The 26,223-nt window shown below is 61.0% G+C and carries 30 protein-coding genes; 18 read left to right on the top strand and 12 right to left on the bottom strand.

Annotated features, from left to right (window positions below; translation table 11 throughout):
• Nucleotides 1-57 precede the first annotated feature (57 nt).
• From ACW4TB_RS08305 to ACW4TB_RS08255, 11 genes are all read left to right on the top strand, one after another.
• The gene (locus tag ACW4TB_RS08305; protein ID WP_254465814.1) at nt 58-1,119 is read left to right on the top strand and encodes a 3-deoxy-7-phosphoheptulonate synthase; all 1,062 of its coding nucleotides are present in this window, start codon (nt 58-60) and stop codon (nt 1,117-1,119) included.
• Nucleotides 1,120-1,198: 79 nt separating this feature from the next.
• A complete protein-coding gene (locus ACW4TB_RS08300) occupies nt 1,199-1,480 on the top strand; it encodes a peptidylprolyl isomerase (RefSeq protein WP_003248318.1) in 282 nt (93 codons plus the stop codon).
• Between the two features lie 139 nt (nt 1,481-1,619).
• Entirely contained in the window at nt 1,620-3,419 is a 1,800-nt protein-coding gene (locus tag ACW4TB_RS08295) for an extracellular solute-binding protein (RefSeq protein WP_455842944.1), read from the top strand.
• On the top strand, nt 3,416-4,474 hold the full coding sequence (locus tag ACW4TB_RS08290) for a microcin C ABC transporter permease YejB (protein WP_012314564.1): 1,059 nt from the start codon (nt 3,416-3,418) through the stop codon (nt 4,472-4,474). The genes ACW4TB_RS08295 and ACW4TB_RS08290 overlap by 4 nt, the downstream gene beginning before the upstream one ends.
• Nucleotides 4,474-5,490, top strand: a complete 1,017-nt coding sequence (locus ACW4TB_RS08285) for an ABC transporter permease (RefSeq protein ID WP_279931728.1) — start codon at nt 4,474-4,476, stop codon at nt 5,488-5,490. The genes ACW4TB_RS08290 and ACW4TB_RS08285 overlap by 1 nt, the downstream gene beginning before the upstream one ends.
• A gap of 36 nt (nt 5,491-5,526) precedes the next feature.
• On the top strand, nt 5,527-6,909 hold the full coding sequence (locus ACW4TB_RS08280; protein ID WP_012314566.1) for a sigma-54 interaction domain-containing protein: 1,383 nt from the start codon (nt 5,527-5,529) through the stop codon (nt 6,907-6,909).
• 222 nt (nt 6,910-7,131) lie between these two features.
• Complete coding sequence (locus tag ACW4TB_RS08275) at nt 7,132-8,523, top strand: GntP family permease (RefSeq protein ID WP_254465817.1); 1,392 nt, start codon at nt 7,132-7,134, stop codon at nt 8,521-8,523.
• A 10-nt stretch (nt 8,524-8,533) separates the two neighbouring features.
• Complete coding sequence (gene hbdH, locus ACW4TB_RS08270) at nt 8,534-9,304, top strand: 3-hydroxybutyrate dehydrogenase (RefSeq protein ID WP_012314568.1); 771 nt, start codon at nt 8,534-8,536, stop codon at nt 9,302-9,304.
• 55 nt (nt 9,305-9,359) lie between these two features.
• Entirely contained in the window at nt 9,360-9,839 is a 480-nt protein-coding gene (gene eco / locus ACW4TB_RS08265) for a serine protease inhibitor ecotin (protein WP_254465818.1), read from the top strand.
• 71 nt (nt 9,840-9,910) lie between these two features.
• Nucleotides 9,911-11,872, top strand: coding sequence for an acetoacetate--CoA ligase (locus ACW4TB_RS08260; RefSeq protein WP_254465819.1), 1,962 nt, complete (start codon nt 9,911-9,913; stop codon nt 11,870-11,872).
• 36 nt (nt 11,873-11,908) lie between these two features.
• Nucleotides 11,909-12,184: a peptidylprolyl isomerase gene (locus ACW4TB_RS08255; protein ID WP_008095636.1), complete on the top strand. Its 276-nt coding sequence runs from the start codon at nt 11,909-11,911 to the stop codon at nt 12,182-12,184.
• Nucleotides 12,185-12,193: 9 nt separating this feature from the next.
• Here ACW4TB_RS08255 and ACW4TB_RS08250 read toward each other — a convergent pair whose 3' ends face one another.
• Nucleotides 12,194-12,817: a LysE family translocator gene (locus tag ACW4TB_RS08250; RefSeq protein WP_012314572.1), complete on the bottom strand. Its 624-nt coding sequence runs from the start codon at nt 12,815-12,817 to the stop codon at nt 12,194-12,196.
• Nucleotides 12,818-12,947: 130 nt separating this feature from the next.
• On the opposite strand from ACW4TB_RS08250, the gene ACW4TB_RS08245 reads away from it, so the two are divergent.
• Together ACW4TB_RS08245 and ACW4TB_RS08240 are read left to right on the top strand one after the other, a co-directional pair.
• On the top strand, nt 12,948-13,769 hold the full coding sequence (locus ACW4TB_RS08245; RefSeq protein ID WP_254465820.1) for an AraC family transcriptional regulator: 822 nt from the start codon (nt 12,948-12,950) through the stop codon (nt 13,767-13,769).
• 87 nt (nt 13,770-13,856) lie between these two features.
• Nucleotides 13,857-14,471: a LysE family translocator gene (locus ACW4TB_RS08240; protein WP_279931738.1), complete on the top strand. Its 615-nt coding sequence runs from the start codon at nt 13,857-13,859 to the stop codon at nt 14,469-14,471.
• Here ACW4TB_RS08240 and ACW4TB_RS08235 read toward each other — a convergent pair.
• Nucleotides 14,452-15,144, bottom strand: coding sequence for a metallophosphoesterase (locus tag ACW4TB_RS08235; RefSeq protein ID WP_254465822.1), 693 nt, complete (start codon nt 15,142-15,144; stop codon nt 14,452-14,454). The two genes, ACW4TB_RS08240 and ACW4TB_RS08235, sit on opposite strands and share 20 nt — an antisense overlap.
• Before the next feature lie 241 nt (nt 15,145-15,385).
• Here ACW4TB_RS08235 and ACW4TB_RS08230 point away from each other — a divergent pair, with 241 nt between their 5' ends.
• Both ACW4TB_RS08230 and ACW4TB_RS08225 read left to right on the top strand, forming a co-directional pair.
• Nucleotides 15,386-16,129 carry a carbon-nitrogen hydrolase family protein gene (locus ACW4TB_RS08230; RefSeq protein ID WP_012314576.1) on the top strand — a complete coding sequence of 248 codons (744 nt, stop codon included), beginning with the start codon at nt 15,386-15,388 and terminating at the stop codon, nt 16,127-16,129.
• Nucleotides 16,126-16,368 carry a hypothetical protein gene (locus ACW4TB_RS08225; RefSeq protein ID WP_012314577.1) on the top strand — a complete coding sequence of 81 codons (243 nt, stop codon included), beginning with the start codon at nt 16,126-16,128 and terminating at the stop codon, nt 16,366-16,368. The genes ACW4TB_RS08230 and ACW4TB_RS08225 overlap by 4 nt, the downstream gene beginning before the upstream one ends.
• Nucleotides 16,369-16,409: 41 nt before the next feature.
• On the opposite strand, the gene ACW4TB_RS08220 is transcribed toward ACW4TB_RS08225, so the two are convergent.
• On the bottom strand, nt 16,410-16,910 hold the full coding sequence (locus ACW4TB_RS08220) for a methylated-DNA--[protein]-cysteine S-methyltransferase (RefSeq protein WP_279931740.1): 501 nt from the start codon (nt 16,908-16,910) through the stop codon (nt 16,410-16,412).
• 85 nt (nt 16,911-16,995) lie between these two features.
• Nucleotides 16,996-17,625, bottom strand: a complete 630-nt coding sequence (locus ACW4TB_RS08215) for a hypothetical protein (RefSeq protein ID WP_455842943.1) — start codon at nt 17,623-17,625, stop codon at nt 16,996-16,998.
• 356 nt (nt 17,626-17,981) lie between these two features.
• Here ACW4TB_RS08215 and ACW4TB_RS08210 point away from each other — a divergent pair, with 356 nt between their 5' ends.
• Entirely contained in the window at nt 17,982-18,179 is a 198-nt protein-coding gene (locus tag ACW4TB_RS08210; RefSeq protein ID WP_012314580.1) for a hypothetical protein, read from the top strand.
• 33 nt (nt 18,180-18,212) lie between these two features.
• On the opposite strand, the gene ACW4TB_RS08205 is transcribed toward ACW4TB_RS08210, so the two are convergent.
• The 4 genes from ACW4TB_RS08205 to ACW4TB_RS08190 all read right to left on the bottom strand — a co-directional run bounded on the left by ACW4TB_RS08205 (nt 18,213) and on the right by ACW4TB_RS08190 (nt 19,869).
• Nucleotides 18,213-18,542, bottom strand: coding sequence for a hypothetical protein (locus ACW4TB_RS08205; RefSeq protein WP_420094501.1), 330 nt, complete (start codon nt 18,540-18,542; stop codon nt 18,213-18,215).
• A gap of 108 nt (nt 18,543-18,650) precedes the next feature.
• The gene (locus ACW4TB_RS08200) at nt 18,651-18,983 is read right to left on the bottom strand and encodes a hypothetical protein (protein WP_042111491.1); all 333 of its coding nucleotides are present in this window, start codon (nt 18,981-18,983) and stop codon (nt 18,651-18,653) included.
• A 236-nt stretch (nt 18,984-19,219) separates the two neighbouring features.
• Nucleotides 19,220-19,516: a hypothetical protein gene (locus ACW4TB_RS08195; protein WP_012314583.1), complete on the bottom strand. Its 297-nt coding sequence runs from the start codon at nt 19,514-19,516 to the stop codon at nt 19,220-19,222.
• Nucleotides 19,517-19,623: 107 nt separating this feature from the next.
• On the bottom strand, nt 19,624-19,869 hold the full coding sequence (locus tag ACW4TB_RS08190; RefSeq protein WP_039601658.1) for a hypothetical protein: 246 nt from the start codon (nt 19,867-19,869) through the stop codon (nt 19,624-19,626).
• Nucleotides 19,870-20,708: 839 nt separating this feature from the next.
• Between ACW4TB_RS08190 and ACW4TB_RS08185 the strand changes: the two genes are divergently transcribed.
• Nucleotides 20,709-21,470, top strand: a complete 762-nt coding sequence (locus ACW4TB_RS08185) for an SDR family NAD(P)-dependent oxidoreductase (protein ID WP_012314585.1) — start codon at nt 20,709-20,711, stop codon at nt 21,468-21,470.
• Nucleotides 21,471-21,538: 68 nt separating this feature from the next.
• On the opposite strand, the gene ACW4TB_RS08180 is transcribed toward ACW4TB_RS08185, so the two are convergent.
• A complete protein-coding gene (locus tag ACW4TB_RS08180) occupies nt 21,539-21,988 on the bottom strand; it encodes a helix-turn-helix domain-containing protein (protein WP_455842942.1) in 450 nt (149 codons plus the stop codon).
• A 304-nt stretch (nt 21,989-22,292) separates the two neighbouring features.
• Complete coding sequence (locus tag ACW4TB_RS08175; protein WP_012314587.1) at nt 22,293-23,030, bottom strand: SDR family oxidoreductase; 738 nt, start codon at nt 23,028-23,030, stop codon at nt 22,293-22,295.
• 375 nt (nt 23,031-23,405) lie between these two features.
• Between ACW4TB_RS08175 and ACW4TB_RS08170 the strand changes: the two genes are divergently transcribed.
• Nucleotides 23,406-24,260, top strand: coding sequence for an AraC family transcriptional regulator N-terminal domain-containing protein (locus tag ACW4TB_RS08170; protein WP_455842941.1), 855 nt, complete (start codon nt 23,406-23,408; stop codon nt 24,258-24,260).
• Between the two features lie 165 nt (nt 24,261-24,425).
• Here ACW4TB_RS08170 and ACW4TB_RS08165 read toward each other — a convergent pair whose 3' ends face one another.
• Nucleotides 24,426-24,587: a hypothetical protein gene (locus ACW4TB_RS08165; protein ID WP_455842940.1), complete on the bottom strand. Its 162-nt coding sequence runs from the start codon at nt 24,585-24,587 to the stop codon at nt 24,426-24,428.
• On the bottom strand, nt 24,584-26,143 hold the full coding sequence (locus tag ACW4TB_RS08160; protein WP_455828317.1) for a type VI lipase adapter Tla3 domain-containing protein: 1,560 nt from the start codon (nt 26,141-26,143) through the stop codon (nt 24,584-24,586). Before ACW4TB_RS08160 ends, ACW4TB_RS08165 begins: the two co-directional genes overlap by 4 nt.
• Between the last annotated feature and the right edge of the window lie 80 nt (nt 26,144-26,223).

Below are 26,223 nucleotides of genomic sequence, written 5' to 3'. Positions count from 1 at the left end.
TCGATAGGGGCCGACTGCGCGGGTCAGAACCCGCCGTCTGCCCAGGGAACCTACGCCATGCAAGCCTCGAACCTCGCTCTGCCCCTGACCCAGCCAAACGCTGCCAACACCACTGTCAGCCGTCGCCTGCCCAGCCCGCACCTGCTCAAGCAGCAGATGCCGCTTTCAATCGAACATGCCCAGCAAGTCCAGGCCCAGCGCCAGGCCATTCGCGCCATTCTTGAAGGCCGCGACCCGCGCCTGCTGGTGGTCGTCGGCCCCTGCTCGATCCATGACCCACGCTCGGCCCTTGAATATGCCGACCGCCTGGCGGCCCTGAGCCGCGAAGTCGACGACAAGTTGCTGCTGGTGATGCGCGCCTACGTGGAAAAACCGCGCACCACGGTGGGCTGGAAAGGCCTGGCCTACGACCCGCACCTCGATGGCAGCGACGACATGCATGGCGGCATCGCCCTGTCCCGTGGCTTGATGCTGAACATGATCGAACGCGGGCTGCCGATCGCCACCGAGCTGCTGCAGCCGATGGTCGCCGGTTACTTCGATGACCTACTGGGCTGGGCGGCGATTGGCGCGCGTACCACCGAATCGCAGGTTCACCGTGAGATGGTCAGCGGCCTGGAGTTGCCGGTCGGTTTCAAGAACGGTACCGATGGCGGTGTCGCCATCGCATGCGACGCGATGCGCAGCGCCGCCGCCGCGCACCGCCATTTCGGTATGGATGCGCAAGGCTACCCGGCAATCATTGAGACCTTGGGCAACCCGGATACCCACCTGGTGCTGCGCGGCGGCCACAAGGGCCCGAACCACGACAGCACCAGCATTGCCCAAGCCCGCCAAGGGCTGGCCAAGGCGGGTCTGCAGGCGCGGATCATGGTCGATTGCAGCCATGCCAACAGCGGCAAGGACCCAGCGCGGCAGCCCGCAGTGTTCGAGGACGTGCTGGCTCAGCGTTTGGCCGGCGATACATCGATTGTCGGGGTGATGCTTGAAGGCCACCTGTTCGAGGGTTGCCAGGCCTTGGGCAAGGGCCCGCTGAAGTACGGCGTGTCGATCACCGATGGCTGCCTGGGCTGGGAAGCGACACAAACCCTGCTGCGTGAGGCCGCAGCGCGTATGTAGGAAGCGTACAGCAAGCCTTGCGAGACATTTCCCAAGCAAGTGCGCTAGGCTTGCCCTTTTCACCCAAGGAGTAGTACCCATGGCACGCGCCACTGCCCGCCACATCCTCGTCAGCAGCGAAGACAAGTGCAACGAACTGAAAGCCCAGATCGAAGCCGGTGCCGACTTCGCTGAAATCGCCAAAGCCAACTCCACCTGCCCGTCCAGCCGCCAGGGCGGTGACCTGGGCTCGTTCGGCCCAGGCCAGATGGTCAAGGAATTCGATACCGTTGTATTCAGCGCCCCGGTCAACACCGTGCAGGGCCCGGTCAAGACCCAGTTCGGCTACCACCTGCTGGAAGTGACCAGCCGCCAGGACTAAGTCCACGCTGACCATGACCACCTCTGTGGGAGCAGCTTTGCCCGCGAATGCGCCCGTGCAGGCAACGCCGTTGCCTGGCCGGGCCTCTTCGCGGGCAAGCCCGCTCCCACAGATGTTTCTGGGGATCGTGCTGGCCTGCATGGGTTTTACCGCCCTGGCCGAACCGACCCACGCCCTCACCGTCTACGGTGAAGCCCCGCGCTACGCCCAAACCTTCCGCCACTTCGACTACGTCAACCCCGATGCCCCCAAGGGCGGTACCATGCGCCGCTCGGCCACCGAAATCGGTCAGTTCGACCACATTCTGCCGTACATCGACAAAGGTATCGGCGTCAGCGAGGTCGATGGCTGGCTGTACGCTCCCTTGGCAGTGCGTTCATTCGATGAGCCCTATACGGTCTATGGCCTGATCGCCCGGCGCATGGAGCGCGGACCGCAGGACGCCTGGCTGCGTTTCGATATCGACCCCAGGGCAACCTTTGCCGACGGCAAACCTGTGCGTGCCGAGGATGTGCGCTTCAGTTACGACAAGCTGATGAGCGAGGGCAGCCTCAAATACCGGACCCAGTTCGCCGATGTGGCGGGTGTCACGGTCGAAGGCCCGCACCGCGTGCGCTTCGATTTCAAGCAACCCCACGGCCGTACACTGCCCCTGGACCTTGCCAGTTTGCCGGTCCTGCCCGAACACGACTGGAAAAGCCGCGACTTCGCTAACGGCGCCGGCTTCGACACACCGGTCGGCAGCGGCCCATACCGCATCGGGCGGATCGACAATGGCCGCAGCGTCACCTTCGAGCGTGACCGGCACTGGTGGGCCAAGGACTTGCCCGTCAGCCGCGGCCGTTTCAACTTCGAGCGCATTCGCGTCGAGTACTTTGGCGATACCGAGGTGGCGCGCCAGGTACTCAAAGGCGGTGGCTACGACTACAACCGTGAGTTCTCGGCCACGGCCTTCACCCTCGGTTACAACGGTGCACAACTGGATGACGGCCGCCTGCAGCGCGCCCACCTGGGCCCGGCCAAGCCACAGACCGCCCAGGGGTTCGTGTTCAACCTCGACCGGCCGCAGTTCAAGGACCGCCGCGTGCGCCAGGCGCTGGCCATGCTATGGGACTTCGAGTGGAGCAACCGGCAGATGATGCGCAACCTGTACATCCGCCAGCAAAGTATTTTTTCCAACACCCCGCTGGCTGCGCGCGAATTGCCGGATGCCGGTGAACTGAAACTGCTTGAGCCGCTGCGCGGCAAGGTACCGGACGAAGTCTTCAGCCAGGTGTTCACGGCCCCCTTAACCGACGGCTCGGGGATTATCCGCACGCAGCAGTTGCAGGCCCTGGCCCTGCTGCAGCAGGCGGGTTGGCACCCGGAGGGTGATCACTTGGTCAACGCCGAGGGCCAGCCGCTGGCATTCACCTTCCTCAACGGCCAGGCCGGCCTTGAGCGTCTGCTGCTGCCGTGGAAGCGTAACCTGGCACAGATCGGCGTTACCCTGAACATCCGCAATGTCGACTCGGCCCAGTACGTCAATCGTCTGATGGCCCGCGACTACGACATGATCGTCACCGGCTACCCGACCACCCTCTCACCGGGTGCCGAACTCTACAACTACTTCGGGTCTGCAGCAGCCAACGACCCAGGCTCGAACAACCTGATGGTGCTCAAGGACCCTGCGGTGGACAGCCTGATCGACGGGCTGGTGCGCGCCGACACCCAGGCTGACATGCTGCGCCACGCCCATGCGCTGGACCGTGTGCTGCAGTGGAACTACTACTGGATCCCCAACTACTACCCGCCCGGCAGTTCGACCGTGTGGTGGAACCGCTTCGGCCTGCCCAAGGTCCAGCCTGCTTATGACGAAGGTCTGGACAGCTGGTGGGAAATCAGCCCGAACGCCCTGACCAACGCGCAGATGGCCGAGCGCCAGAAGGCTGCGCCATGACCTCCTATATCCTGCGCCGCCTGCTGCTGATCATCCCCACGCTGCTGGCGATCCTGCTGGTCAACTTCGCCATCGTCCAGGCAGCCCCCGGCGGCCCTGTGGAGCAGGCTGTGGCCAGGCTGCAGGGCATCGGCGGCGGGGCACCGGGCGCCCGGGCCGACGTGGTTCATGGCGAATCCCGCGCCACCCGGGGCCTGGACCCGAAACTGATCGAGGAGATCAAGCGCCAGTACGGCTTCGACAAGTCGGCCCCTGAGCGCCTGTGGCTGATGCTCGGCCAGTATGCACGGCTGGATTTCGGCCAGAGCTTCTTCCGCGGCGCCAAGGTCACCGATCTGATTCTGGACAAGCTGCCGGTGACCCTTTCACTGGGGTTCTGGGCCACGTTGATCACCTACCTGGTGTCGATCCCGCTGGGCATCCGCAAGGCGGTGCGCCACGGCAGCCGCTTCGATGCCTGGAGCAGTGCGCTGATCGTGATCGGTTACGCCCTGCCCTCTTTCCTGTTCGCCTTGCTGTTGATCGTGCTGTTCGCCGGTGGCACCTCGCTGAACTGGTTCCCGGTACGCGGCCTGGTCTCGGAAAACTTCGACCAGCTCAGCCTGCTGGGCAAGGTCGCCGACTACTTCTGGCACCTGGTGCTGCCGGTGGGTGCACTGGTGGTCGGCGGCTTCGCCACGCTGACATTGCTGACCAAGAACGCCTTCCTCGACGAAATCTCCCGTCAGTACGTGGTCACGGCACGGGCCAAGGGCCTGAGCGAGCGCCGGGTGTTGTATGGCCACGTGCTGCGCAATGCCATGCTGGTGGTGCTGGCTGGATTGCCGCAGGCGCTTATCACGGTGTTCTTCGCAGGATCCCTGCTGATCGAGGTGATTTTCTCGCTCGATGGCCTTGGGCGCATGAGCTACGAGGCAGCGGTGTCGCGTGACTACCCGGTAGTGTTCGGCACGCTGTTCATCTTCACCCTGGCCGGCCTGCTGATACGCCTGATCGGCGACTTGTCGTATACCTTGCTCGATCCGCGCATCGACTTCGACGCGAGGACGCACTGATGCTCTCGCCGGTTTCGCGTCGCCGCCTGCAACGCTTTCGCCGTAACCGCCGTGGCTGGGTGTCGTTGTGGCTGTTTGCTGGCCTGCTGCTGCTCAGCCTCGGCGCAGAGCTCGTGGCCAACGACAAACCCTTGCTGCTTGGCTACAAGGGCGAGCTGTACATGCCTGCGCTAAAACGCTACAGCGAGCAGCAGTTCGGCGGCCAACTGCCGTTTCAGCCGGACTACCGTAGCGCGTATGTACGCCAGCTGATCGAGGACCAGGGCGGCTGGATGCTGTTCGCACCGATTCCGTTCAGTGCCGACACACCCAACTACGACCTGCAGGTACCCACCCCAAGCCCACCGAGCAGCAGCAACTGGCTGGGTACCGACGACCAGGGCCGCGACGTGCTCGCACGGGTGTTGTACGGCACACGGGTATCGCTGCTGTTCGCCTTCGCCCTGACGGTGGTCAGCGTGCTGATCGGCGTGATCGCCGGGGCCTTACAGGGCTACCACGGTGGTTGGATGGACCTGCTTGGGCAACGCGTGCTGGAGGTGTGGTCGGGGTTGCCGGTGCTGTACCTGCTGATCATCCTCAGCGGTTTCGTCGAGCCGGACTTCTGGTGGCTGCTGGGGATCATGGCGCTGTTCTCGTGGTTGACCCTGGTGGATGTGGTGCGGGCCGAGTTCCTGCGTGGGCGCAACCTGGAGTACGTGAAGGCCGCCCGCGCTCTGGGCCTGCCTGACAGCCAGGTGATGCTGCGGCACATCCTGCCCAATGCGATGAACGCCACGCTGACCTACGTGCCGTTCATGCTCACCGGGGCCATCACCACACTGACCGCGCTGGACTTTCTGGGCTTTGGCATGCCGGCCGGGAGTGCTTCGCTGGGTGAGCTGGTCACCCAGGGCAAGCAACACCTGGAGGCCCCTTGGCTGGGCTTCACAGCGTTCTTTGCGCTGGCGGTGGTACTGTCATTGCTCGTGTTTATCGGGGATGCCTTGCGCGAGGCTTTCGACCCGAGAGTTTAGGCTGGTACTGCCATCACAGGTTTCAGGGAACTGCCCATGCAAGAAAGCAATACCCTCAAGGACTATCCTCAGGTACGGCAACTGGCGATCCGCTCGCTGTTCGAAATCATCGAGCAGTCCAGCGAGGGCACCGTGATCGTCGACCGCGAGGCGCGAATCGTGTGGATGAACGAACGCTACGCCCGTCGGTTTGGCCTGGCCGATGCCGCCAGTGCCATAGGCCAGCCATGCGAAACGGTGATCCCGGGCAGCCTGATGCGCGAGGTGGTGAGTAACGGCCGGCCGATCCTGCTGGACATGCTCGACACCCCCAACGAGCCACTGGTGGTCATGCGCCTGCCGATCCACGATGCGCAGGGCGCGCTGATCGGTGCCATCGGCTTTGCCCTGTTCGACGAATTGCGCAGCCTGTCGCCACTGCTCAAGCGCTATTCGAGCATGCAGCAGGAGCTGGCCACGACACGCTCGCAACTGCGCGCGCGCCAGGCCAAATACAGTTTTGCCCAGTTCGTCGGCAGCAGCGCGGCGAGCCTTGAGGCCAAACGCCGTGCCAGGCGCGGCGCGGCCAGCGAATCGCCAGTGTTGTTGCTCGGCGAAACCGGTACTGGCAAGGAGCTGCTGGCCCATGCCATTCACGCAGCCTCGGCACGTGCGCACAAAGCCTTTGTCAGCATCAACAGTGCAGCGATTCCCGAAGCGCTGCTGGAGGCCGAGTTTTTCGGCACGGCCCCAGGCGCCTTTACCGGCGCTGACCGCAAAGGGCGCAGCGGCAAGTTGCAGTTGGCCGAAGGCGGCACCTTGTTCCTCGACGAAATCGGCGACATGCCCTTGGCCCTGCAAAGCAAGCTGCTGCGTGTACTGCAGGAGAAGGAATACGAACCGGTGGGCTCGAACCAGATGCTGCGCAGCGACGTGCGCATCATCGCGGCCACTTCAATCGATTTGCAGGCAGCCATGGCCCGCGGGGCGTTTCGCGCCGATCTGTATTACCGCCTGAATGTGCTGCCAATCCAGGCACCGCCGCTGCGCGAGCGCCTCGAAGACCTGCCCGCGCTATGCGAGGCGATCCTGGCCGAACTGGGCAGCCAGTTCGAGCTGGAGCCCGATGCGCTGCAATTGCTGGCACGCCATGCCTGGCCCGGGAACATCCGTGAGCTGCGCAACGTGCTGGAACGGGCAACCCTGCTGGCGGACCAGCCGCGCCTTACAGCCTTGGACTTGCGCGAGGCACTAGGGCCGGTGGCGCCGCTCGCCACCACTACCGTGCGGCAAAGCTACCGCGATGCCTGTGCGCAATTCGAGCGCAAGCTGATTGCCGACACGTTGGCCGCACACGCCGGCAATGTGGTGGAAGCAGCCAAAGCATTGGGTTTGGGGCGTTCGACGTTCTACAAGAAGAAAGTGGCATTGGGGGTATGAGTCTCTTATTGGAGACTGGTGTTTCACAATAGAGACTACTGCGGGTGCTCTGCCTTGCATGGCGGTTGTAGGGGCGTAGCTGCCGCAGCCAATCTCAAATAAGAGACACAGCAAACTCCAATCCAAGAAAATGCGTTAATAATCAATAAGTTAACTGTTGGCACGATTCCCGCTATCTCCCGGTCACCGATAACAAAAAGACCTACCCAGGAGATCTACCCGATGACCGTGCTCATCGCCCTCGCCGCTTTGGCCCTGCTGATGCTGGCCGCCTACCGCGGTTACAGCGTGATCCTCTTCGCACCAATCGCCGCCCTCGGCGCGGTGCTGCTGACCGACCCCGCCGCCGTGGCGCCCGCCTTTACCGGGGTGTTCATGGAAAAGATGGTCGGCTTCATCAAGCTGTACTTTCCGGTGTTCCTGCTTGGCGCGGTGTTCGGCAAGCTCATCGAACTGTCCGGTTTCTCGCGCTCGATCGTCGCCGCGGCCATCCGCCTGCTCGGCACCCGCCAGGCCATGCTGGTGATCGTGCTCGTTTGCGCTTTGCTCACTTATGGTGGGGTATCGCTGTTTGTGGTGGTGTTCGCGGTGTACCCGTTCGCCGCCGAAATGTTCCGCCAAAGTGATATTCCCAAGCGCCTGATCCCGGCAACCATCGCCTTGGGCGCCTTCTCGTTCACCATGGACGCCCTGCCCGGCACCCCGCAGATCCAGAACATCATCCCCAGCACCTTCTTCAACACCACCGCCTGGGCCGCGCCCTGGTTGGGGCTGATTGGCACGGTGTTCGTGTTCTGCAGCGGCATGCTTTACCTGCAACGCCAGCGTAACAAGGCCCAGCGCGCCGGCGAGGGCTATGGCAGCAACCTGCGCAACGAACCGGAAACTGCCGCCGACCTGACCTTGCCCAACCCATGGCTCGCGCTTTCGCCGCTGGTGCTGGTGGGGGTGATGAACCTGCTGTTCACCCACTGGATCCCGCAGTGGTATGGGGCCAGCCATAACCTGCAACTGCCGGGCATGAGTGCGCCGGTGAACAGCGACGTGGCCAAGCTCACGGCGATCTGGGCAGTGCAGGCCGCGCTGCTGGTGGGCATCCTGATGGTGCTGGTGTGCGCCTTCGGCGCCATCCGTGAGCGCTTGGCCGAAGGCACCAAGAGCGCTGTCGGTGGCGCTTTGCTGGCCGCCATGAACACCGCTTCAGAATACGGCTTTGGTGCGGTGATCGCTTCGCTGCCGGGCTTTCTGGTATTGGCCGATGCCCTGCGCGGCATCCCCAACCCGCTGGTCAATGAAGCTATCACCGTGACCTTACTGGCCGGCATCACCGGCTCCGCCTCAGGCGGTATGAGCATTGCCCTGGCGGCCATGGGCGACAGCTTCATCGCTGCGGCAAACGCCGCCAACATCCCGCTCGAGGTGCTGCACCGGGTGGCCGCCATGGCCAGCGGCGGCATGGACACCCTGCCGCACAACGGTGCGGTGATCACCTTGCTGGCCGTCACCGGCTTGACCCACCGCGAGGCCTACAAAGACATTTTCGGTATTACCCTGATCAAGACCCTGGCCGTCTTCGTGGTCATCGCCACGTTCTACGCCACCGGCATCGTCTAAGGAGCTTTGCATGACCCTCAAAGGCAAGACTGCACTCATCACCGGTTCCACCAGCGGCATCGGCCTGGGCATCGCCCAGGTGCTGGCCCGCGCCGGCGCCAACATCCTGCTCAACGGTTTCGGCGACCCGGCACCGGCGCTGGCCGAGGTTACGCAGCATGGGGTGAAGGTTGCGCACCATCCGGCCGACCTTGGCGATGTGGCCCAGATAGAAGCATTGTTCGCTTTTGCCGAGCAGACCTTCGGCGGTGTCGACATCCTGGTCAACAATGCGGGCATCCAGCATGTGGCGCCGGTCGAGCAGTTTCCGGTGGAAAGCTGGGACAAGATAATTGCCCTGAACCTGTCGGCGGTGTTCCATGGCACGCGCCTGGCCCTGCCCGGTATGCGTAAGCGCAACTGGGGGCGCATCGTCAATATCGCCTCGGTGCACGGGTTGGTCGGTTCCACCGGCAAGGCCGCCTATGTGGCGGCCAAGCACGGCGTGGTCGGCCTGACCAAGGTGGTGGGGCTGGAAACGGCGACTGGCAATGTCACCTGCAACGCCATCTGCCCGGGCTGGGTGCTGACCCCGCTGGTGCAAAAGCAGATCGACGAACGCGCCGCCAAGGGTGTCGCCCCGCAGCAGGCGCAAGCGGACTTGCTGGCCGAGAAGCAACCTTCATTGGCCTTCGTCACCCCTGAACACCTGGGCGAGCTGGTACTATTCCTGTGCAGCGAGGCCGCAAGCCAGGTCCGCGGCGCCGCCTGGAATGTCGATGGTGGCTGGCTGGCCCAGTGATGGGCAGCCTGGGCCTGGTGCGGGTCTTGCCATTGTTCAACTGCAAGGAGGCCCTATGCGCCCAACCCCCCTGTCCACGATCCTGGCCCTGACTATGGCGGCCACTGCCCCGGCGATGGCCGCCAGCCTGAAGGACGTTGCGCCTTACCCCGAGGCCGAAAAAGGCTTTACCCGGCAGGTCATCCACCTGCCCGCGCAAGCCGACGAGCAAGCCTACAAACTTGAAATTCTGGCTGGCAAGACGCTGCAGGTGGACTGTAACCGCCAGCGCCTGGCCGGCAGCCTGGAGGAACACACCCTCGAAGGCTGGGGTTACAGCTATTACCGCCTGGACAAGGTCGGCGGGCCGGCCAGTACCCTGATGGCCTGCCCGGATGGCAAAAAGACCGAGGCGTTCGTGCCAGTGGTCGGTGAAGGCTTCCTGCTGCGCTACAACAGCAAGTTGCCTGTCGTGGTGTATGTGCCCGATGGCGTGCAAGTGCGTTACCGCGTGTGGTCGGCATCGCAGGACGTGCAAAAGGCCAAGGTGGAGTAAATTCAGGCGTAGCGGTGCTTGATCGCCGACAAGCTGGCGATCAAGCGCGTCATGGCAATGGGAGGTATGGCATGAATGATGTGCTTTGGTGTCCTGCTGCGGCGCAAATCGAGGCCAGCCGAATGGATGCCTTTCGCCGCTGGATCAACCTGCGCTACAACCTTCAGCTCAACGATTACGCAGCCCTGCACGGTTGGAGCGTCGAGCAGCGCGCCGCTTTTTGGCAATCCATTGCCGACTATTTCCAAGTGCTGTGGCATACCCCGCCCAGCCAGGTACTGAGCGAAGGTGCACAAATGCCCGATGCTCGGTGGTTCGCCAAGGCCACCCTCAATTTCGCCGAACACCTGCTACGCCGCCGTGACGATCACCCCGCTGTGACGGCCATGCGCGAGGACGGCCAGCGCAGCTCACTGAGCCACGCGCAACTGGCCGCTGAGGTAGCCGGGCTGCAGAAGGCCTTCAAAAATGCCGGTATCGAGCCGGGTGACCGCATTGGCGCAGTGATGCCCAACACCTGGGAAACCCTCGTGGCCATGCTCGCCTGCACCAGCCTCGGCGCCGTCTGGTCGACGTCATCGCCGGAGTTTGGCCTGCACGGCATCATCGATCGCTTCGGCCAGATCGAGCCCAAGCTGCTGATCGTCTGTGCCGGTTACCAGTACGCCGGCAAGCAGATCGACCAGGTCGACAAGATCAACCAGGTCTGCACGCAGTTACCCGGGCTACAGCAACTGATCGTGGTGCCCTACACGCGGCCGCACACCCAGGCCGACGAATTCAGTACCCAGGCAAAGGTCAGCCTGTGGGGCGACTTCTACCAGGCTGGGGGTGAACCAACCTTCACCCCGCTACCGTTCGATCACCCGCTGTACATACTCTATTCCAGCGGCACCACGGGCGTGCCCAAATGCATCGTCCACAGCGCCGGCGGTGTGCTGCTGCAACATCTCAAGGAGCACGGCCTGCACAATGACCTCAAGGCCGATGACGTGCTGTTCTACTACACCACCTGCGGCTGGATGATGTGGAACTGGCTGGCCAGCGGCCTGGCAGTGGGAGCCACACTGGTATTGTACGACGGCTCCCCCTTCCACCCGGGCCCCGAGCGGCTGCTCGACCTGATCGACGCCGAAGGCATCCAGGCCTTCGGCACCAGCGCCAAGTACCTGGCCGCGCTTGAACAGGAAGGCCTGGAGCCGGCACGCAGTCATCGGCTGGACAGCCTGCGCCTGATACTCTCCACCGGCTCCCCCCTATCGCCGCACAGTTACGACTACGTTTACGCCAAGATAAAAGCCGACCTGTGCCTGGCGTCCATGTCCGGTGGTACCGATATCGTTTCCTGCTTCGTGCTGGGCAACCCGACGCTGCCGGTACGCCGTGGCGAAATTGCCTGCAAGGGCCTGGGCATGGCGGTGCAAGTATGGAATGAGCATGGCCAGCCGGTGACCGGCGAAAAAGGCGAGCTGGTGTGCACCCGCCACTTCCCGTCGATGCCCCTGGGGTTCTGGAACGACAACGATGGCAGCCGCTACCGCGAGGCCTACTTCAGCCAGTTTCCCGGTGTCTGGGCGCAGGGCGACTACGCCGAGCAGCTCGCCACAGGCGGCATGGTGATTCATGGGCGTTCCGATGCCGTGCTCAACCCCGGTGGCGTGCGCATTGGCACAGCGGAAATCTATCGGCAGGTAGAAAAGGTCGAGCAGGTGCTGGAAAGTGTCGCCATCGGCCAGCAATGGAAAGGCGATGTGCGTGTCGTGCTGTTCGTGCGTCTGCGTGATGGCCTGGTGCTCGATGAGCCCTTGCAACAGCGCATTCGCCAGGTGATTCGCCAGTACACCACGCCGCGCCATGTACCGGCGGTGATCCTGCAGGTCAGCGATATTCCACGTACCATCAGCGGCAAGCTGGTGGAGCTGGCGGTGCGCAATGTGGTACACGGGTTGCCCGTGAAAAATACCGACGCGCTGGCCAACCCCGAGGCACTCGAGTTTTTTCGTGACCGCACGGAGCTGCACGTTCAGGCATAATGGCGCCCTTTTTTCACCCCGAAGCACAGGTATCCCATGAAAGCTCAAGCCCGCCACATCCTGGTCAAGACCGCTGACGAAGCCGAAAAGCTCAAGCAGCGCATCGCCAATGGCGAGGCCTTCGACGTGCTGGCCAAGAAGTTTTCCACCTGCCCTTCAGGCAAGCGCGGCGGCGACCTGGGCGAAGTGCGCCCGGGGCAGCTGGTGGGGGCGATCGACCAGGTGATTTTCAAGAAACCCCTGCGTGTGGTGCACGGGCCGATAAAGAGCAAGTTCGGCTACCACTTGGTGCAGACGTTCTACCGCGACTGAAAAGCGCCGTTAACGGCGTGCGGCCAGCAACCCGAGGCCAGCGCAACCGAGCAGGCAGGCGCTGACCCGGTTGAACAGCCGGCGCGGCCCTGGCTGGCTGAACCAGCGCTGCAGGTAGGCGCCAAGGCCGGCATAGATGGCAATCGCCGCCCACTCCAGAAGCAGGAACAGTACCCCCAGCCAGAGGAACTGCTCACTGACCGGGGTGGGGCTGCCCACCGAGACGAACTGTGGCAGGAAGGCGGTAAAAATCAGGATCGCTTTCGGGTTGCCTGCGGCAACCCAGAACTCCTGGCGCGCCAGGCGCCAACTGCCACGCGGCTGCTCGCTCGCCACCAGCGCCTCGCCCACCGGAGCGCGCCACAGCTGCCAGGCGATGTAGAACAGGTAGGCCGCCCCCACCACCTTGATCATCAGGAACAGGTACTCACTGGTGTGCAGCACCACCGCCAGGCCCATCGCTGCCAGGGCAATCATACCGCTGAAGGCGAGAATGCGCCCGCCACCTGCCACGCATGCGGTACGCAAGCCATAGCGGCTGGCATTGTGCAACGACAACAGGTTGTTCGGCCCCGGTGCCATGTTCAGGGCGAAGCAGGCGGGGATGAATAACAGCAGGCTCGACAGGTCCATTTCGTTCTCCTGGAAATCTGCCGCCAATGTCGATGCTTGAGCGGACCGGGTCAAGGTACAGCCACAGGGAAAAACTGTACGGCAGCGCGTTCGGCGCTGTTAAGCTTCCAGCCTGAACGAGGACTCCAGCATGCACCCGACCCGCTCCTCACTCTGGCGCGATCCGGCCCTGCCTTGGGTGGAAAGCCGCCGGGCCTGCCACAGCCGCGCCTGCTACAAGGCGCATAGTCACCCGACTTTTTCCATCGGAGCAGTGGATGCGGGGCGCAGCCTCTTCACTGGCGCGGGTGATGGGCAGCAGCGGCTGACCCCAGGCACGCTGGTGTTGGTGCCGGCGCAGCGGGTGCATGCCTGTAATCCCGAACCCGGCCAGGCATGGAGTTACCAGATGCTGCATGTCGAGGCCCAGTGGCTTGCGCAGCTGCGCCTGGAGTCGGGGCTCAATGCCGCCGAGCCAGGGGCGCCGGCGCGTATCAGCCGCCTGCCTGGGTTGTATCGAGAGTTCTGCAGGTTGAATGAATTGCTGTTCTCTGGTGCGAGCGCCGGCGAAAAGGAAGCCGCGCTTATCACCTTCCTGGGTGATCATGATTTTACCGAGCATCCGCCGTTGACGGCTGCGCCTGCGCCGGCGCTAGGCAACCCGGTCCTGCGTGGCCTGATAGAGCGTATCGAGGCTGAAGATCCGGCCCGATTGAGTCTTGAAGTGCTGGCCCGGCAAGCGGGGCTTGGCCGTTATCAGCTGATCCGTGCCTTCCGCGCGGCTACCGGGCTGACCCCGCATGCCTACCTGATAAATGCCCGCGTCAACCGTGGCCGGCGGTTGTTGCGCGACGGGCAAGCGCTGGCCGAGGTGGCCTATCGGTTGGGGTTTGCCGATCAGAGCCATTTTCAGCGGGTATTCAAGGCGCATGTGGGCGTGACGCCGGGGCAATATCGGCTGCCTCTGGATTAGAGTCCCTGGGCCACGTGCAATAATCTTCAATACCTGCTCCTGACCTGCCTCCACACTGCGGCTTTATCACTCGAGAAAGCCCGCCCCATGGAGCAGTTTCTGTTCGTCGCCCTCGCCCACTTCCTGGCCCTGCTTTCCCCGGGCCCAGATTTCTTCCTGGTCGCTCGCACCTCAATCAGCGCTGGTTGGCGCGTCGCCAGTGGCGCCTGCCTGGGCATCGCCCTGGCCAATGGCCTGTTCATCAGCCTGGCCTTCGCGGGCCTGGCGGTATTGCAAGAAGGCAGCGCAGTGTTCATCACCTTGCAACTGGCCGGCGCGGTTTACCTGCTATACATCGGCGCGCTGTTCCTGCGCCATGCCGGGCAATCCGGCCTGGCTGCAGTCGATGCGCGCGGGGCCGTGCGCAGCTGGTGGCGAGGGCTAGGCATGGGCTTGGTATCTGGCGGCCTCAACCCCAAGAACGCACTTTTCTACGCCAGCCTCGCCAGCATGGTCGCCAGCAGCAGCGTTGCCTGGAAGTGGACCTATGGCGCCTGGATGTTCAGCATCGTTCTGCTGTGGGACTTGCTGGTGGCAGCGGCCATTGGCAACCAGCGCCTTTTGCGGCGTTTTTCTCATGCCCTGCCTTGGCTGGAGCGGGCTTCGGGGGTGATGCTGATGGCGCTGGCAGGTGCATTGCTTTTCAACCTGGCGCAGGGTTGAGTAGTGCTAGATTGGCCAAGTCCATCAGGCTGAAATGGCCACTGGCCCAACCACCGGTGTCCAGGTGCCAGACGTTACCCAGCCGTTTGGCCTGGAGCACCGGCGTATGGCCCACCAGCAGGGCACGCACGCCTTCGACGGCGCCGGTATCCCCCTCTTTGAGCCGCCGGCGTGACCATTGGCAAATTTCACGCACCCCAGGGTCATCATCCTCTAGCAGACTGGCGCGCAGCTCGGCCCAGTCAGCAAATGGGCTGTCAGCATGCAGCACGCCAATCAACCCGGCCTCTGTCTGAACTTCCATGGCTATCGGCAGCTGCAGGAAGTGTTCGACGAAAACCGCCTGCTCATCTTTTGGCAGATCGAGAAACCAACCGCCGCCCGCTGCCCGATACATGTCCAGATCCAGCCGCCCACCGTACAGGCAGGTGATGGCCAACGACTCATGGTTGCCCTGCACGGCGTAAAACCAGGGCTTGGTCAGCCATGTCAGCGCCTCGATACTGTGCGGGCCGCGGTCGACCAGGTCACCCACACTGAACAGCCGATCCACCGCTGGGTCGAACCCCACCGCCTCCAGGCACTGCTCCAGGCGCCGAAAATGCCCGTGAATATCGCCAACAGCCAGGTCACGCCCGTGGCTGTTGGCGGCTACCCGCCGAAACCGGCTCATTGCATTGTTCCTCTGTTGCCGCACGTTGGGGAGCGGATGATGGGTACCGCTCTCGTGCATGACGTGCTCATGGCCCTATCAACCAACAGCATGGCACAAGGCACAGCACCTGCGCAGTTCGAACCGGTTTCGCCAATGTTTCGCCCCGCCTGCGGCCTCCTGCAATACCCTTCACTGGAACAGGTGATCATGAGGGTAGTATGCTCGGCCATTCGACCTGTACCAGGGAAGGGAATTACCTATGAAGCTCTGTGCCGTACAGCTGGCATCAGTCAAAGGCGAACTACAAGTCAATCTCGACCGCCACCTGCGCTGCATAGAGCAGGCCGCAGACCTGGGCGCCGAACTGGTGGTGTTCCCCGAGCTGTCGCTGACAGGTTACGAGCCAACGCTGGCACGACAGGTCGCCTTGCCGCTCACCTCTGCCCGGCTCGATCCTTTACAGCAAATCTGCGACCGCCTGGAAATCTGCGTAGCCGTGGGCTTGCCACTGCCTACCGCAGATGGCATTCAGATCGCAATGCCGATCCTGCGTCCCGGGCAGCCGCGACTGGCCTACGCCAAACAACGGCTGCACGAAGACGAGCTGGCGTTTTTCTCAGCCGGTGACCAGCCCTTGGTTTTCGCCGCAGGGCAACTGCAGATCGCGCCCGCCATCTGTTACGAGTCGATGTTCACCGCGCATGCAGCACAAGCCCGCGACAGTGGCGCAGAGCTGTACCTGGTGAGCGTGGCGAAGACGGCCAAGGGCATCCGTGAAGGCAATGAGCACTACCCGCAAGTCGCTCGCACTTTGGGTATCCCGGTATTGATGGCCAACTGTGTGGGCCCGGCTGACAATTTCGTGGGTGCCGGTGGCTCGGCGGCCTGGGACAGCCAGGGCAACCTGCTGGCGGCGCTGGACGGCCCACAGGAGGGCATCATCTTGCTGGATACCAAGAACTCCAGCGCCGTCGGCGTACCGCTGAGCATGCCGTCTGCATGAAGTATCTGCTTTTGATAGTGGCCAGTTTTGCCAGCACTTATCATTGGGTGGGACTGTTGATCAACAGCCAGCTGAATGAGCTGGCCGAGGGGTTGCGCCATCGCCCGGATGCGCCACCGCCATGGCAGTACCTGCGCGAGGTAAGGCCACAGGCCCGCCGGGCACATCGGCAGTACACGCTGATGGCGGGTTCGACGCTGGCAGTGGTGGCGTGCCTGGTGGTGTATTGGGCCAGTTGAGTTGTGAGGTTCAGTCGCGACCTTTCGCGGACCATCCCTGGCTAAAGGTCCAAAGCCTGGCTATGTTGCCCCTCCAGCGCCAAGAGATACTGCTTGGCCGTTAGTCCCCCGGCAAACCCGGTCAGGCTCCCGGATGCGCCAATCACCCGGTGACACGGGGCAATGATCGAGATCGGATTACGGCCGTTGGCCGCACCGACAGCGCGCACGGCGCTCGGGTTACCGATCTGCCGGGCGATATCGCTGTAGCTTCGGGTCTGGCCGAACGGAATGGTGAGCAACGCCGCCCACACCTGGCGCTGAAACGCGGTGCCGGCAAAATCCAGTGCCAACTCGAACAGTTGGCGCTTGCCGGCAAAGTACTCATCCAACTGGCGAGCGGCTTCGCGCAGTATTGGCTGCTGATCATCCCGATGCACCTCACCGAGGCGAACGCGGTTTTCCCGCTCCTCTTCCCACAGCACGGCGGCCAGGCGCTCGCCGCGGGCCACCAGGGTCAAGGTGCCGACCGGGGACTGCATCAGGGTGAAGGCGCTGGACATGCTTGTTTCTCGCTGCAGGGCTAGGTCCGGGCACTGTAGCGTCGGCCCCGGCACCGCGCATCCGCTTTCTTGCTCAGGCAATCACTCAGCTCGCGATGCGCCGCGCTTGGGCCAGGTCGATTTTGGGGATCAACGCCGCAGGTATGCGAGAAACCTCGGACAGGTTGTAAACCCGGAATCGCTCGCTGACAACCTGCTCGGCCATCAGCGTCAGCGACGGCAGTATGCGGCTCTCCCAGTGCTGGTCGAGCCCACAGGGGGAATGCTGCCCCTTACCGTTCTCGTAAAAGCGCCCCAATGACTGGTCGAGGTCAACACCCACCAGCAACACCTGCTCGAACCCCAGGTGGTAAGCCAGTTGCAGGGCTACATAAACCACTGTCCGGGCATCGAAGTAGCCGCTTGAGAGGTCTTTGCTGAAGGCGATCGACCGCGCCCGCTTGCTCCACCACGCCCTGCTGCAGACATGGGTTGCCCCGTGCCCCCGCAACCCGTCGAGCATGCCGGGGTTGTCGGCTTTATGCAGCGGATAACACTCGGTCCCGAGCGGGATATCAGCGCCCACGAACTGCTCTGGCCACAGTGCCAAGCGCTGGCTATCGCGCAAGGCCAAGGCAAACAACTCTGGCTGCTGTATGCGAAAGCTTTTATCGGTGCAGATGTAAAAGAACGGCTTCACAGCACACGCAGCGGTGAGGGAAACCGAACCGTTCATGGCAATCACAGGGAGATGTGAAAATTCAAGCAAGGGGAACTGTTTGGCAGAAGCGCCCGAAGCAAGAATCACCACCGGCCCTTTCTGGGTGTTTCGGCACGCCTCGAACCTTGAGAACGCGCCGGGCTCGGCATCGAGCTGTGACGGAGATATATTCATTGCGCCATCATCGTTTTGGAGTACCTAAAACACAATACCCCTCGGACACCGGACGACCATTTCACAAAGCCTCTACACCACCTGACCAATGTCTTGCCGTTCATTCCACGCAGGGATTCTCATTTATTCATGAGTCGCCTTGCCGGTTACCCCTGGCGGTACTAATACTTAATTCTCTGCCTGGGGAGGCACGAACAATGCAACCAAGATTCGTTATCGTTCCCGCAGTGCCTATCGAAAGGGAATCCTTCCGCATCGCTGGTCGCTACTACGCAGCTACCGTCTGCGGCGGCTACGACATCTACGACAATCAAGCAAAGGAGCGTCTCAAGCCCAGTTACTCCAGCAAAGAGGATGCGCAGGTGCAATGCCGTCAGATGAACCTGAAAGCCTAGAAGCCATCGGAGTGCCAGGGGCCAGGCATCGCCTCAATCCAGACACTCCCTGGCGGCCAACCGCAGCTTGTTGCCCGAGAGGAAACTGCCTTTGTAGAAAGTCGCCCGGCTGCCCTCACCGGACTCCACCACTTCGAGGACTTCGTCGGAAGTCACTGCGCTGGGTGCGATCAGGCGGTAGCCATGGGAGATGGATTTTTGCGTCGTGAGTGGCGCCAGCGCTTGCCACTTGGGCAATACACAAGCGGCATAGACTTCCGGCGATTTGCGGGTCAGCTTGCTGGCCGTTGGCTTTCCTGGGTTTGCACAACCGACCAGGCTGACGACCAGTGCGTAGCAGAAAAAGATGCGAAACTTAGGCATTTGCATTTGACTCAAGTGGACAGGATGCATTTTAACCATGGTTTTGCATGACAAAAAGCCCGCGCATCTGGGGCGCGGGCTTTTGTTCTCAGGTTTGCGGCGGGCTGGCTAGGCCTTCGAACACATGAGGGCTGCATCAAGCAGCCTCCCGTGGTCATACCAGGCATCGCGCTGATAGGCCATGAACTGCTGACGCGTGCCGTAGCTGCGCAACTCTACAAGGCCATTGGCTGTGTTGGGGTCAGTACTGTCAACGAACAGACGCACCGAATCACCACTACCCACCTCATAAATAGTTGCACGCCCATGCATCTCTTCCTTGACGCACCCTAGATAATCTGGCGGGCTCTTCTCGGTGATACCAGAGGTATGATCATGCCCATCCCGAACATCGGGGTTCTGCGCACATCCCGTTATAAAAGTTGCAGCCAACGCTGACATCAGTATTGCGCTTGCGAGCGATCTAGAGTTCTTCACGCGACACACTCCGGCGCCCCCTTCAACAACCCTTTGAAAATAGCTAACGAGCAACGCCCTTTTTCTTTTTTTTGACCAGCCCCATATTAACCCTCAGTCATGACTGAGTAATATGCTTCTTCGCTATAGGGAATGTGGCAGCGCCCTACCCTATTTGCAGCTGACGGGAACACGCCGTGCCGCTTTGCCATTGGCACCGCTCAATCTTGCTCGGTCACCTCACAAACGCCATTTGCACGCCCCTTGCCCGTGTACGAAACCCCCACAGACTCATCCGGGTTGACCATGATGGAAACGGTAACTCCATCGCCCTTGGCTTCGTAGTACGCGTCACTGAATTTCTTCAGTTTTGCCTCCTTGGCATTTATGTAGACAGGGCCGCCCTCATCCGCGTGCACTTCGATTCCGCCCGGGCATGTGGCATTCACCAGTGGGATGCCTGCGTTGGCCATCCCTGCAACAGAAATCAGAACAACGCCCAGCACTAGCCGCTTCATTCAAACCTCCTGATCCGGTTACAACCTTACTTATATACAGCGATAGACGAAGGTCCTGGAACCGGACCATTGCCGGCCATAAATGCTTTCGCATCGAGCGGTGAGCATCATGCTCTGCCCGCCTGGCTCTGCACATACTGCTCAGCCATCACCTTGCCTTCGAGGATGGCCTCCGTCGAGGACGAGAAGGCTCGACTCACTCGCAGCGTTCTCGAGACGCTGCCGGGCCGCCCGACTTCCACCAGCATTCCGGTCGGTGAGTCAGTGCACGACTCCCACAGAACGTAAATGGATGCCTGGTAACCAAGGTACGAATGCACATAAAGGTCATGATTGGTGGACTGAAGGTTCATCTGTTTCTCCAACGGGCGCCCTGATTGCACCTCTGCTGCAAATACGACTGGTGCGTTCACGCGTGCGTTCCGTTTCCTCGTCAGGTTACCTGCCCCAGTGAAGCCGGACCAGCACATAGAGTACATCTGTACTCCCGCGCTATCCTTACTATTTCAAGCAGGTTGCGGGCCTACCCGTTGCAGCCAGACCCTCGGTGGCAATTCGGCGTGCACGCCCCACGCCCCAAGCCAGCGCTCTGGTCATCGACTCACCTGGTCTTGAGTCGAAAGCCTCCTCATGAAGCGTGGTACCAGCGGCCGCATAGACGCCGATGAACATCTGCGTAGCGCCTGTTCGCGACAGCCTCACCTGAACATCGATAACCGTGCCGTTACAAAGGGCCTCATCGTGCTCCCGGTGATGCAGGGTAGGGTCCGCCCACTGCCAATAAGTTTCTCCGCGAATTCGCATGCCGCTACCTCCGACTGAAGTCTTTTTGGAATGGCCAAATACCACCATAGCGAAGCGGTGCAACCGCACAACCGGTATACACAAACCTGTGGGCTGAATCGGACCGCCGGTTAAATAACCGTTACAAAATCAAGGATTTGTACAACTTTAGGCTGGGCACGCCAGCTCAATGATCGCATTGTGCTGACCCCGGCCGGTGCTCGCGGATTCAGCCCCCAAAAGGCCCAACAGACGAGAGGCCTCAATACACATCTGCCCCCGGTGGAAGGAGAAACGAAAGAAGCAAAACTCCGATAGGCAGAGCAAGGTCGCCAAGGAGTTGTACGTTGAAAAGAGAGAAATTGGCACCGTCGAAAGCGACAACCAATTCCTGACTTGGAGACATGAAATGACTGACTTCACCCCAACCCCAAACGAAGTGGCAGGCAAAGTAGTGCTGGTGACCGGCGCGGCCAGCGGCATCGGTAAGGCGATCGCCGAGCTCCTTCACGCTCGCGGTGCGAAAGTCATCGCCGAGGACATCGACCCTGCGGTCAACGTGCTTGAGCGTCCTGGCCTGGTTCCCTTCGTCGCTGACATCACTGTGGACGGCTCTGCCGAGCAGGCAGTGGCCCTGGCGGTCGAGAAGTTCGGCAAGCTGGACGTCCTGGTCAATAACGCCGGTCGCATCCTGTACAAGCCCCTGGTCGAGATGACCCGCGAAGATTGGGAATGGCAGATGCAAACCAACGTGACGGGTGCGTTCCTCCACTCCCGAGAAGCAATGAAGGAGATGATGAAGAACAAGAGCGGCGCGATCGTGAACATTGCTTCCTACGCGTCCTACTTCGCCTTCCCCGGTATCGCGGCCTATACCGCGTCCAAGGGCGCGTTGGCGCAGTTGACGCGCACCCAGGCGCTGGAAGCGATCGAACATGGTATTCGGGTGAACGCTATTGGCGTGGGGGATGTGGTCACCAACCTTTTGAATCACTTCATGGAAGACGGTCGCGGCTTTTTGCAGGAGCACGGCAAATCCGCGCCTATCGGTCGGGCGGCAGCACCGCAAGAGATCGCTGAGATCGTGTCTTTCCTGGCCTCCGAGCGCGCCAGTTTCATTGTCGGTTCGGTCGTCATGGCCGATGGCGGTATGAGCGTCCCGGTAGGTTGATGCTCCGCCGTCAAACGCGTTGTGCTGCATTGCCGCACAACGCGCGCTCCTGCTATCAACCCATTCAACTATTTACGGTATTGAGTGGGCGTAACACCAACCTCACGTTTGAACACCTGAGAAAAATGGCTTGGGCTGCTATACCCTACCTCCAACCCTACATCAATCACACTCCGCTCCGTTTCGACAAGGAGCTGCCGGGCTCTTGCCATCCTCAACCTGATAAAGAACTGTGATGGCGAGTAACCAGCGGCCTTTTTGAACAGCCGGCTGAAGTGATACTCACTCATCCCAGCTATTTCGGCCAATTGCCCGAGGTGGAATTCCTCAGCCAGATTGGCCTCCATTGCCGACAGTACGCGGCGTAATTGGTAAGCGGGCAACGCGTTGCGGCGCACGATATCGTCCGCCGTGCTGTCCAGGTAAATGGCGATGCACTGGGCCAGCCCTTGAAGATAAAGAGGGCTAGCCCTTTGCCCCGTCAGCTCCAGCCGAACTTGTTCAAGTAGAACAGACAATCCATCGTCACGTCCGCCCGAAACTTCCCGTAGGCGAACCGCTTCTACAATGAGCCATTTCAGGGGATTGGTGTGACAGGGTGGGCTTCGAATTTCAAGCCTAAAGGCTTGGGCCCGTGAAGGTCCTCAACGTACCCGTACGGGGCACGTGAGGGAACCCGCTCTGGCGTCGGTCATGAAGGTAATGGTCGAAAAAAGCCGGAATGTCTGCATTCCGGCCTGCTATTCAACACTCGGGTTATAGAATCATCCCAGCGTGATACAAAACATTGTTGCGAGACTCTCCTCGCTGTCGTCAGAACACTCAGAATGGACTTGCGGTTGGACGCACGATCAATTCGCTGACGTCGACATCCGCAGGCTGCTCTACCGCATAGGCAATCGCTCGGGCAATGGCCGAAGCTGGAATCGCGATCTTGCGGAACTCGCGCATCTCTGCACGCCCGCCGTCATCGGAAATGCTTTCGGCCAGTTCGGATTCGGTAACGCCAGGTGCAATGACGGTGACCCGGATGTCACCCCCCACCTCTTGGCGCAGGCCCTCTGAAATTGCCCGTACGGCATATTTGGTGGCGCAGTACACCGCAGCGGTCGGGCTCACAGCATAGGCTCCAATGGAGGCAATATTGATAATCTGGCCGGCGTGCTGTTGTTGCATGAGCGGCAGCGTGGTGGCAATGCCGTGCAGCACGCCGCGAATGTTGACGTCAATCATTCGGTTCCACTCATCGACCTTGAGCGCTTCGAGCTTCGAGAGCGGCATGACTCCAGCGTTGTTGACGAGAACGTCGACGCGGCCATGCAATTCGACAGTGAAGTCAATGAAGGACTGCATGTCATCCAGGTTGGTGACATCCAGCCCCTTTACATCAGCGGTACCGCCTGCTGAGCGAATCTCCTTGGCCAGAGCTTCCAGGCGATCGGTGCGGCGGGCACCCAAAACCACGCGAGCGCCTTTGCTGGCGAGCAGGCGGGCTGTCGCTTCGCCGATACCACTGCTGGCGCCGGTAATTACGATGACTTTTTGTTGGATGCCGTGCATGTTCTCACTCCTGTTTCTGGCTTAAGAGGCCCCCGCCGATCGGCAGGTGGTGCAGCAAGAGTAAGCAGCCTGGGCTGGGCTGGGTTATGCAATTCCTGCGTTCAACATGCACGATCCTGCATGAGCGGCCTGCGGTGAACGGATAACCTTCATGGCCTCAACTGGAATGATGCACAGGAGCGCTTGGACGCGAAGCGATCTGCCAAACACCTAACGATGGCAGCGGTGAGCATTGGGTAGTTGGCCTATTAGCCTCTACCCAAACGGCTGCCGACCCACATATCCTCTTCAACAGGTTGAGCCTAACGGGAGGTAAAGGCGATGAGTGATCGAAACGAAGAGCTGACACGCCTTAGGGCCGAGCTAGCGTCAACCATGCAACGTATCGCTCCGACATACGGCGTATATCAGACGGCGATTGATAAGCTGCATTTCATACGCAGCGATACTCCAACCGATGTGATCCACACTGTGCATAAACCGGGGCTATGCATCATTGTTCAGGGCCGCAAACAGGTGCAGTTGTGGGAAGAGAGCTATACCTACGACCCCCTGAACTACCTGGTCGTCTCTGTAACTCTGCCTCTGGCGGGTCAAGTGACCGAGGCATCTTCAGAACGACCCTATTTCTGCATCCGCTTGGATATCGACCCGGCAGAAATCGCTCAGCTGATAGCAGACGTAAGTCCTGTCGGCGTTCCAAGCCAACAGCCCCACCGCGGGCTCTACCTGGACAAGATCGATACCCCGTTGCTAGATGCGATGTTGCGACTGGTACGTCTGCTGGATGTGCCATCAGACATCCCTGCGCTGGCACCGCTAGCCCTGAGAGAAATTTTTTACCGGCTGCTAAAAGGCCAGCAGGGCCAGCGCTTACATGAGATAGCGATAACCGATAGCCAGACCCACCGCGTCACTCGAGCCATTGAATGGCTGAACAGTAACTATGCGCAGCCGTTACACATCGATGAGCTCGCGAGCTACGTCAACTTGAGCAACTCCACGCTTCACCATCGATTCAAGGCGGTCACTGCAATGAGCCCTTTGCAGTATCAGAAACAACTTCGCCTGCAACACGCGCGCAGGTTGATGATCTCAGAGGGGCTTGATGTTTCCACGGCCGGGTTCAAGGTGGGTTATGAAAGCCCATCACAGTTCAGCAGAGAATACAGCCGTATGTTTGGGGCTCCACCAAGCCGGGACATCGCAAAACTCCGATCTCTGGGATGAGGTGCGGTTTAAAGCCTTCCCTGGGAACAATCTTGATGAAAAACCTTGGGGCTTGAATGACATTTTCACACAGCCTGAATCCGTGGCAGCACTGACTATGGCCTTGCCTGCGATTGTCCAAGCTTCTGATCATAGAGTTCGTGGCGGGGACGATCATGAAGCGATTCATCCTCTCAACATTGGACCGTCCACAGCTGATCGATCCGTGTCGTTGTCGCCCAGCACCGCTGGCGTTTTACCGTTGACGGTGTGGGTGCCAGCCAGTTGGCATGACAGCACGCTGCCCCCGCTGCTGGTGGCGTCGCCCAGGCAGATGGGACGGTTCATGCCTTGGGTCGCCCGACACTTGGGAGGCCATACTTGAAGGGGTCAGCACCACGGTTGCGCCGGTTCTTCGCTTTGCGTGCCTCATCTGGCGGGCTGATCATTTGCACGGTGAGGCTGCCGTCGCTGCCGGCGTACACCACGGCACTGGCACCGCCGTCGTGGTAGCTGGCGATGGTGGCCAGGTTGATTTCCACCAGCGCGCTGCTGACGCCGGTATTGCCCAGGCGTCGACCGATGTCATAGCCCTCGTCGACATTGCCCACATCCAGGCCTTGGCCATCGGTATTGAGGCTGTGCAACGCGTTGGTCAGGGCGATTTCTGCTTCAGCGTTGTTAGTGGTGTCGTAGAACACGCGCACCGGTTTTTGCCCTGCGGGCAGCGTGTCTAGGGCCTTGAGCCAACCTGCCTGCAAGGCCTTGGCCTGCAACGCGGGTTTGAGGCGCTTGCCGTGCTCGTCCTGCATGGAAACCTTGATCGGACGGTGCAGGTAGCCCAGCACTGGCGCTGCGTCGAACTCCTTCAACTGGTGCTCGGCCCAACGCACGGGCAGCCAGGGGGACGGTTCGAAATGGCCTGGGCCACGGTTGTCGATGGTTTTCCACAAGGTGGGCAGTTGCGATTGCCAGTAGGCGCTGGACATGGTGGTCGGGCCTAGCAAGATTTTAACGCCTTTGGCATGCTCGGCGGCTTCATACCAGTCCATGAATGCCTTGCTCCGGTCCCAATAAAACGCCCACAATTTCGCGAAGTCAGTTTTTTTGTCCTGATTGTCCTCGGCGTCATGGCTGACGAAGGGGCGAATGTAGCGGTCAACTCGCTCTGAACGCGTGACCAGCAGGCCAGTCGCGTTTTCGTAGATCGTCGGAACCACGTGGCCATTCTGCAATCCCGGTGTGCCGGGTTTGCGATAACCGTTTCGTGTCACGTCACCGTCTCGGCTCGCGATCAAAGCCTGTGGCACCTTCGGGTTATCGTCAAAAAACGTGAACAATCGCTCGATCATGCCTTGAGCATGGGTAGTGCTTTCATCGTCTTGCCACAGAAACTGGGTAACGCCCAAGGTTGCAGCATTACGGCCTGAATTGATTAGGCCCGATGCAGTGAAGTTGGCATCGTAGGGAGCAGGCGGGCCTAGCGCAAACACCGGGATTGGCCAGTACGCCACCGCTTCACCTGCCGAATTCTTGAATGCGATACGGAGTTTGATGTCTGCGGAGCTTTCTCTAACGTCTAAAGACGGGTCGTAGTTTTTCGCGTCCTGCGGGTAGATCGAAGCGAAGTTGTCGTTCTTCTTTTTTATGAACTGCCAGATTTTGGACTGGCCGTCTGTGTAAATTCCAAGTCCCACTCCCCGAATTTCCAGGGCGTAGGTCCGCGCTTGCGTGGCCTGCTGTTCAGCGTTTTTGGTCTCTATCTGGTTTCGATAATTGGCAAGCTCTGCCCTCTCACTTGCCAGGGCATTGCCCCACCAGTGAGTGCCAAAGATCACCAGCAGCGGGCCGACAATAGCGGCAATGCCCCAGGCCATGACGGGTTTCATGTCGCGAAGTACCATGTCGGTTTCCTGTGCTTTGACCGCTGGCGTTTTACCGTTGACGGTGTGGGTGCCAGCCAGTTGGCATGACAGCAAGCTGC

The sequence above is a fragment of the Lelliottia jeotgali genome, from assembly GCF_977070485.1.
Note: the sequence above shows the minus strand (reverse complement) of the source record. Positions and strands in the feature narration are given on the sequence as shown.